General features: G+C 67.8%; 8 protein-coding genes. 5 read left to right on the forward strand and 3 right to left on the reverse strand.

The genetic code is table 11. The features are described 5' to 3' along the window. Nucleotides 1–106: 106 nt before the first annotated feature. From gatB to MUO23_01975, 5 genes are all read left to right on the forward strand, one after another. A complete protein-coding gene (gene gatB, locus MUO23_01955) occupies nucleotides 107–1,555 on the forward strand; it encodes an Asp-tRNA(Asn)/Glu-tRNA(Gln) amidotransferase subunit GatB (GenBank protein ID MCJ7511718.1) in 1,449 nt (482 codons plus the stop codon). 27 nt (nucleotides 1,556–1,582) lie between these two features. After that, entirely contained in the window at nucleotides 1,583–2,494 is a 912-nt protein-coding gene (locus tag MUO23_01960; protein MCJ7511719.1) for an alpha/beta hydrolase, read from the forward strand. 22 nt (nucleotides 2,495–2,516) lie between these two features. After that, complete coding sequence (locus MUO23_01965) at nucleotides 2,517–2,981, forward strand: GNAT family N-acetyltransferase (GenBank protein ID MCJ7511720.1); 465 nt, start codon at nucleotides 2,517–2,519, stop codon at nucleotides 2,979–2,981. Between the two features lie 171 nt (nucleotides 2,982–3,152). Then, nucleotides 3,153–3,551: a roadblock/LC7 domain-containing protein gene (locus MUO23_01970; protein ID MCJ7511721.1), complete on the forward strand. Its 399-nt coding sequence runs from the start codon at nucleotides 3,153–3,155 to the stop codon at nucleotides 3,549–3,551. 134 nt (nucleotides 3,552–3,685) lie between these two features. Further along, a complete protein-coding gene (locus MUO23_01975; GenBank protein MCJ7511722.1) occupies nucleotides 3,686–3,922 on the forward strand; it encodes a HAMP domain-containing protein in 237 nt (78 codons plus the stop codon). Nucleotides 3,923–4,096: 174 nt separating this feature from the next. Here MUO23_01975 and MUO23_01980 read toward each other — a convergent pair whose 3' ends face one another. The 3 genes from MUO23_01980 to MUO23_01990 all read right to left on the reverse strand — a co-directional run. Beyond that, complete coding sequence (locus MUO23_01980) at nucleotides 4,097–5,341, reverse strand: hypothetical protein (GenBank protein MCJ7511723.1); 1,245 nt, start codon at nucleotides 5,339–5,341, stop codon at nucleotides 4,097–4,099. A 365-nt stretch (nucleotides 5,342–5,706) separates the two neighbouring features. Next, nucleotides 5,707–6,558 (reverse strand): 3-hydroxybutyryl-CoA dehydrogenase, encoded by an 852-nt coding sequence (locus tag MUO23_01985; protein ID MCJ7511724.1) that lies wholly within the window; start codon nucleotides 6,556–6,558, stop codon nucleotides 5,707–5,709. Between the two features lie 9 nt (nucleotides 6,559–6,567). Next, nucleotides 6,568–7,542, reverse strand: a 975-nt coding sequence (locus tag MUO23_01990; protein MCJ7511725.1) for an acetyl-CoA C-acyltransferase, incomplete at its 5' end; no start/stop codon positions are given.

Genomic DNA, 7,542 nt, shown 5'->3' on the forward strand with positions numbered 1-7,542 from the left:
GAGCCCTTGTACCCGCATCCGAAGCCCGCGTGAATCCCACCGGTGAACGCAACGCCAGTGCCCCTCACAGCCGACTCGGCCGATGAGCCAGGGGAGCCAGCAGCCCATGCCAGACTTTGAAGCCGTGATCGGCCTGGAGACTCATATCCAGCTCAACACGCAGAGCAAGATCTTCTGCGCCTGCAAGGCCGACTCCTGGGGAGCCGAGCCCAACACCAACATCTGCCCGGTGTGCACCGGCCTGCCGGGCGTACTCCCGACCCTCAATCAACGGGCGGTGGAGAAGGCGGTCCTGCTGGCCAGCGCCATGCACGCCGAATCCATCCAGGAGCTCTCGTTCTTTGCCCGCAAGAACTACTTCTATCCCGACCTGCCAAAGGGCTACCAGATCAGCCAGTATGACGAGCCGCTGGCACGCGGCGGGTACTTCGACCTTCCGCTTCCATCGGGCGCCACGCGCCGCCTGACCATCCACAAGCTCCATCTGGAGGAGGATGCCGGCAAGACTGTTCACGCCGCCGGGCGCAGGCTGATCGACTTCAACCGCTGCGGTGTACCCCTGGTCGAGATGGTTACCGGCCCCGATCTGCGCAGCGCCGACGAGGCGGCGCACTACCTGATCCGCCTGCGCCAGCTGCTGCGCTGGCTGGGGATCTCAGAAGCCGACATGGAGCGCGGCCATCTGCGCTGCGATGGCAATGTCTCGATCCGCCGGGCGGGCGAGACCGTGCTCAATCCCAAGACGGAGATCAAGAACGTCAACTCGATCGACTCGCTGCGCGAGGCGCTTGCGGCCGAGATCGCACGCCAGGTGCGCCAGGTGGAAAGCGGCCACTCGATCCGGCCATGGACGCTGGATTGGGACGAAGCCTCCGGCACCCTGCGCAAGATGCGCTCGAAGGAGACCGAAGCCGACTACCGCTACTTCCGTGAACCGGATCTGCTGCCGCTGCGGATCGAACCTGCGTGGAAGGCGCAGGCCCTCTCTGAGCTTCCCGAGCTGCCGCTCGCCCGCAAGCAGCGCTTCATCGACCAGTACGGCCTGCCTGCCTACGACGCCGAGATTCTGACGGAGGAGCGCAGCCTCTCCGATTACTTTGAGGCGGCGGTCTTGGCCTACGGTGGCGAGCCCAAGGCCGTCTCCAACTGGATGATGAACGATGTGCTGCGCCTGCTGCGCGATCTCGGCCTGAGCGCCGGCGATCTGCGGCTGCGCCCCAACGATCTCGCCCAGGTCATCCGCATGGTTGAGGCCCGCCAGATCAATGCCGCCACCGGGAAGACGCTGCTCGAGAAGGTCGAGCAAACCGGCCAACCCCCGGCCGAACTGGTTGCGCGCCAAGGCCTGGGGCAGGTGGCGGATGAGCAGGCACTGCGGGGCCTGGCCGAGGCCGTCCTGGAGGAGAACCCCGATCAGGTGGCGACCTATCGTGCCGGCAAGGGGACTCTCATCGGTTGGTTCGTCGGACAAGTGATGCGCAAGTCCGGCGGCAAGGCCGACCCCAATCTGGCGCGCCAGGTCCTCGAAACGCTTCTGATTGAAACCGATGGGTGAGGCTCCGTTCGGCTTGTGTGCCGGAGCATGAGTCGGCCGCACCGTCTGCCGCCTGCACCTGAGTCGGGCTTCGTCGACCTCGGCGGTCTGCGCACCCACACCCTGCATTGGACGCCGGCCCAGCCCAGGACGCCCGTCCTGCTCTTGCACGGTCTGGCTTCCAACGCCCGCATCTGGGAGTTGTCGGCGCCGCGCCTCGCCGCCGCCGGCTACGATACCTGGGCGATCGACCTGCGCGGGCATGGACTGAGCGGGAAGCCGGACGGCGGCTATGGCTTCTCCGCCATCGTTGCCGATATTGGATGCTTTGTGCGCATGCGCCGACTGCGTCGGCCGCTGCTGGTTGGCCACTCCTGGGGAGCCTACCTGGCGATTGACTTCGCCGTTCGTCATTCAGGCGGCGCCTATGCTCCCTGCGGCCTGGTCTTGGTCGATGGCGGCATGAGTCAGCTGGCCGACATCCCCGGTGCTTCCTGGCCCAGCGTGCGTGATTGGCTCGCACCCCCGCGCCTCGCCGGCCTGACGCTGGAAGGCTTGCGCCGGCGGTTGACCGCCCCCGGGCGGGCCTGGACTCCGAACGCCCGTGCGCAGGAGATCCTGATCGCCAACTTCGAGGTCGATTCACGGGGTCGGATTCGTCCGCATCTGACTCGCCGGCGTCACCTGCAGCTCCTGCGCTCGATCTGGGAGTACCGTGCCTATCAGGCGTATGCCGCGCTATCCTGCCCGGTGCTCTTGCTGCCGGCCGTCCCACCCTCGCCCCGCACGCCCGACGAGGACCGCCTCCTTGCACAGAAGCGCAGAGGGGTCGCGATCGCCTGCGAGCGGATTCGCGAGGTGCAGGTGAGCTGGATGCGCGACACGATCCATGACGTCCCGCTCCAGCGTCCGTTGGCTCTCGCGAACCAAATACTGCGGTTCGCCGGACAGGTGGTCTGATATTGAACAGGCTGCGGGCACGGTGATCGGCCATCCGGGGCGTGGGGAGTTCAGCCTGCGGCCGGCCCGCGCCGGAGACCAGGCCTCAATCCGGCGGTTGGTGCGCCAGGGGCGCATCAACCCGAGCGGGCTGGACTGGCGGCGATTCGTAGTCGCCGTCGATGGCGAGCAACGGGTGATCGGCTGCGGCCAGATTAAGCCGCACCGAGGCCACGCCCCCGAGCTGGCTTCGATCGTGGTGGACCCCCACTGGCGGGGTGGCGGCGTGGCGAGCGCCATCATTCACAGCCTGATGCAGGCCGGGCCGCCGCTGTGGCTGGTGTGTCGCTCACGGCTTGCCCCCTTCTATGCCCGCTTCGGTTTCCGGGCGCTCTCGCCGCGCGATCCGGCGCCCGCCCATTTCCGTCGGCTGCTTCGCCTCGGACGATGGCTCAACCCCCTGTCCCCCGCCAACAGCCGACTGAGCGTCATGGTGTGGAAGGGGTAGGCGAGGCCCGTCCGACCCGAACAACGCGATCCTCCACGATCCTGCAAGGCGACTGCTAGTTGCCTGCTGCCCTGGAAGTCGATAGACTGAATAGGACTTGCATCCTAGCCTTGAGGTGCTAGTCCGGCGCGCGGCAAAGCGCCGGCGGGCGGCGGAAGGAGCGTGCGGGGGATGAAAGCCATACTGGACGATCTCAACGCCGTGGCTGGCGTCACCGGCGCTTTCGTGTGTGATGGCGACGGCCGCCTGTTGGCCTCCTCCCTCAAGACCCCGATCTCAGACGACATCCTGGCCATGGTGGCCAAGACCCTCAACCGCACGGCGGAGGGGGTGCACAGCCTTCAGGGTAAGAAGGCGACGGATGTTGAGATGGTGTTTGAGTCGGGGATCGTGGTGCTCAAGCCGCTCGAGCCGGGCTGCCTGTGTATTCTGTGCACCCCGAAGGTCAGTATCCCGATGCTGAACCTCACAGCCAACATGGCCGCTCGCCAAGCGAAGAAGGCGATCGCCGGCGGCGCTGTGGCGTTGGCGCCGGGTCCAGCTCCGGCCGGAAAGGGAATTCCCTCGTAGGGGGTGGCGCAGGTCGAGCACGAGCTGGCCGTCGCGGTCGGCCCGGTGGCGATGCTGATTGTCGATGATACCCTGGCTCGGTTGCGCTCCACGCGCACAACACTGACGGAAGCACAGGTCCCGGCCTTCCTCGGGTGATCTCCCCGGCGGCAGTTGTGCTGGGGATCGTGCTGGCGGGCGTGATCACGCGCAGCATCAGCCGGCCGCTCTCCTACCTGGTGCGGACCGCCGACAAGCTGAGCACCGACGACCTCGAGACGCCGGTCGAGGTTCACTCGAAGGACGAAGTCGGCGAGTTGGCCGGGTCGCTGGAGCGGATACGTGTCAGCCTGAAGGCGGTCATGGACCGCGTTCGGGCGCGGGGTGCCTAGTCCGGACCGGGTTGGGCGATCCCTGCTAGCGCCCCGCCCCTGAGCGGGAGGCGCCGGTCCCTGTCCGGGGTCACAGGATACAGCCATGCGTGGGGTTCGGGGCTGAGCTCGAGCCCCGCGTGTCATTTCCGCGTGCCCACAAAGGCCGATCCAAGCGGTAGGGCGAGGCTGGTCTCAACCGGTAGTAGTGTCGAAGGCGACGAAGTCTCCAGTCGGCGAGGCCAGTGGGACGAGCGGGCCGCCGATCGAGCCGCGGGCTAGCGTCCAGCTGCCCTGACCGCCGGAGAGCAGGACGAACTCGGTGGGACCGATCCATTGCAGAGTGTGCCCGGAGGCCAGGGGCTCCGAGGCGACGGCTGGGCTGCCGAGCATCAGGTCGGCCGGAGAGTCCTGTGAGAAGACAAAATGCTGACTGTCCGGTGACCACCCCTTCCAACCGACATCTCCGCTCACGTACGGCCCCTCGGCGCTCCCGTCGGCGTTTGCCAGGAACAGGTCAGTCGTGTTAGGTGTCGCTCCGCTCCGGGCGAATGCCACACGCCCAAGATCGGGCGCCAAGGCGGCTGCGCCGAACTGAGGGAAGAAGAAGTTGCCGGAGATGGCCGGGCCGGCCGTGGCAACCGCGGACTCCCTGTCAACGCGCCACACCGTCCCGCTGGGGTCGGCCGCCAGCGGATCGGCCGAGGGGATGGCCGCGCCTACCGCCCGGGAATCGGGGGACCAGGTCAGCTTGGGATACCACTGGTACTCGCTGTAGGTGATGACCATCGGAAAGGTGACCAGATCCGGGCGCAGGCCGGTCCCGTCGCTGTTGACCAAGCCGATCGAAGTCGGGCGCACGATGGCGGCAGTTCCGCCATCCGGAGACAGCGTGAAGGCGCCGCCCTGGCCGGGGGTCAGCAGCGTGGTCAACGTACCCGTATCCGCGTCGAGCCTCAGCAGGTCATCGTAGCGGAAAACCCCCGGCCCCTCCGGCACAGCCTGGGTGCCAAGCAGCAGGGCGTGGGTGCCGGGGATGAAGTCGATCCCCGCCAGGTCATTGAACAGGAATCCCTCAGGATCGTAGAGCTCGTTCCAGCGGGTCGAGGCCACAAGCTGCGATTGGGCGGAGCCGTCGCGGTTGACGCCCCAGATCTCGGAGGGCAGGTCGACTCGGCCTCTGCGGGCAAAGACGATCCGTTGGCCGTCCGAGGAGATCACCACCTGATACACCCCGCCCATCGAGGTGATCTGCCGGGCAGGCGCCTCGCCCTCCAGCAGCCAGGCGTCGCCGCCGCTGGTATAGACCAGGCTCAGTTCGCCCTGAGTGTCGGCCGGCACGCTGCTGGACGACGGCGCCACTGCGGATTCCGTTGGTTGGCTGTCAGGGGATTCTCCCTCGGGGGCGACGATGGTGGCGGCGGCCAGGGTGGCGGACACCGCGGTCGCCAACTCCGCACCTTGGCCTGGGTCCGATCCTGGGAGTGCGCATGCCAGGGCGGTGAGGATCAAGCCGACCGCCGCCGCCCACAAGGCCCTGCGGGCGGAGTGCCGGGCTGGGAGCCCAGGGATCGGCGTTGCTGGCCGGTGTGGCCGTCGCCCGCTGCTCAGATACATGCGAGTCACTCCTAGGAAGGATCGCTAGGTGGCCTGCCGGTCCCGCCTTGCTCCGCCCGGAGCGGTGCCCCCAGGCGTCTGGAATGGCCGATCCGGCGGAGATGCCGCGAGGATTGTAGCGGGGTTACTCGGCAACGCGCCACCCAGCGCGGCCAGCGGCGGCGCCGGGCCGGCTCGGGTCCTGCAACTCAACGGTCGTAGTGGTAGAAGCCTCGGCCGGTCTTGCGCCCCAGGTAGCCGGCATCGACCATCTTGCGCAGCAGCGGCGCCGGGCGGTACTTATCCTCCCCCAGATCGCGCTGCAAGACTTCCATCACGAACAGCACGACGTCCAGCCCAACCAGATCGGCTAGAGTGAGCGGGCCCATGGGATGGTTCATGCCCAGGCGCATCACGGTATCGATGGCTTCCGCCGATCCGATGCCCTCCTGCAGCGCAAACACGGCCTCGTTGATCATCGGGCACAGGATCCGGTTGCTGATGAATCCCGGCGAGTCCTTGGCTTCAATCGGTTCCTTGCCCATTCGCCGTCCGACGTCCACGGCGACGTCGGTTGTGGCGTCGGAGGTGGCCAGGCCGCGGATGACCTCCAGCAATCGCATCAGCGGCACCGGGTTGAAGAAGTGCATGCCGACGACCTGCTCCGGGCGGCGGGTGGCGGCGCCGATCTTGGTCAGGGAAATCGAAGAGGTATTCGAGGCCAGAACCGCCGGGGCCGGCGCCAGCCGGTCGAGCTGGGCGAACAGCTCGAGCTTGAGGGCCGGGTTCTCGGTGGCGGCCTCGATCACCAGGTCGGCCTGGCGCACGGGCTCAAGATCGAGCGCCGTCTCAATCCGCTGGGCCGCCTGGAGTTGGTCTTGGTTGATCGCGCCCTTCTCGGCCAGCCGGGCAGCCGACCTGGCAATGGCGGTCTTGCCGGTCTCCAGGGCTTGCGGGACGACGTCGGTCATGACGACCGAATAGCCCGAAACGGCGGCGGCCTGGGCGATGCCGTTGCCCATCGTGCCGGCGCCGACGACAACGATCTGCAGAATCTCCATCGCTCCTCCTCAGGCCTCGAGTTCCACGGCCATGGCCACGGCTTCGCCGCCGCCCAGACACAGGGCTGCGATCCCGCGCCGCTGTCCCCGGTCCTGCAGCGCGTGCAGCAGGGTCGTCAGGATCCGGGCTCCCGAGGCTCCGATCGGGTGCCCGAGGGCGATGCCGCCGCCGCGCACGTTGACCTTCTCCCAATCCCAGCCCTGCTCCGCCAGGGCATACCCGTCCGCCAGCACCTGGGCGGCGAAGGCCTCGTTGAGCTCCACCAGGTCGACATCCGCCAGCCGCCAGCCGACGCGTTCCAGCAGGCGCGGGATCGCATGCGCCGGGGCGATGAACAGCTCCTTGGGCGGCACAGCCGCCTGGGCGTACCCGACGATCCGCGCCATCGGTGTCGTCCCCAGCTCCCGCGCCCTGTGGCGGCTGGCGATCACCAGCGCGGCCGCGCCGTCGTTGAGACCGGGAGAGTTGCCCGCCGTCACCCGCCCGTCAGGCTTGAAGGCCGGCTTGAGTGCCGCCAGGGCCTCGAGGGAGGTCTCACGGCGAGGGGTCTCGTCCTGGGCCACGACCGTGGCCGGCCCCTTCTTCGAAGGGATCTCGATCGGGATGATCTCGCGCTCAAACTCGCCGCGGTCGATAGCCGTGATGGCCTTCCGATGACTGGCCAGGGCCCACTCGTCCATCGCATCCCGGGAGACCTCGTAGGCGGAAGCAATGTGCTCAGCCGCCATGCCCATAGCCCAGTCCTCAAAGGGATCCCACAGTCCGTCATGCAGCAAGGCATCGACCAGCCGTTGATGGCCAAAGGCCAGGCCGCCCCGGCCTCGGATCAGGTGCGGGGCGTTGCTCATGCTCTCCATGCCGCCGGCAACGATCAAGTCGGCGTCCCCGGCGCGAATCGCTTGAGCCGCCAGCATACAGGTCTTCAGCCCGGAGCCGCAGACTTTGTTCAGGGCGGTTGCCCCCACCGTCGGTGGCAGGCCGGC

This window comes from Anaerolineales bacterium (assembly GCA_022866145.1).
In the GTDB taxonomy this organism is placed as follows: domain Bacteria; phylum Chloroflexota; class Anaerolineae; order Anaerolineales; family E44-bin32; genus PFL42.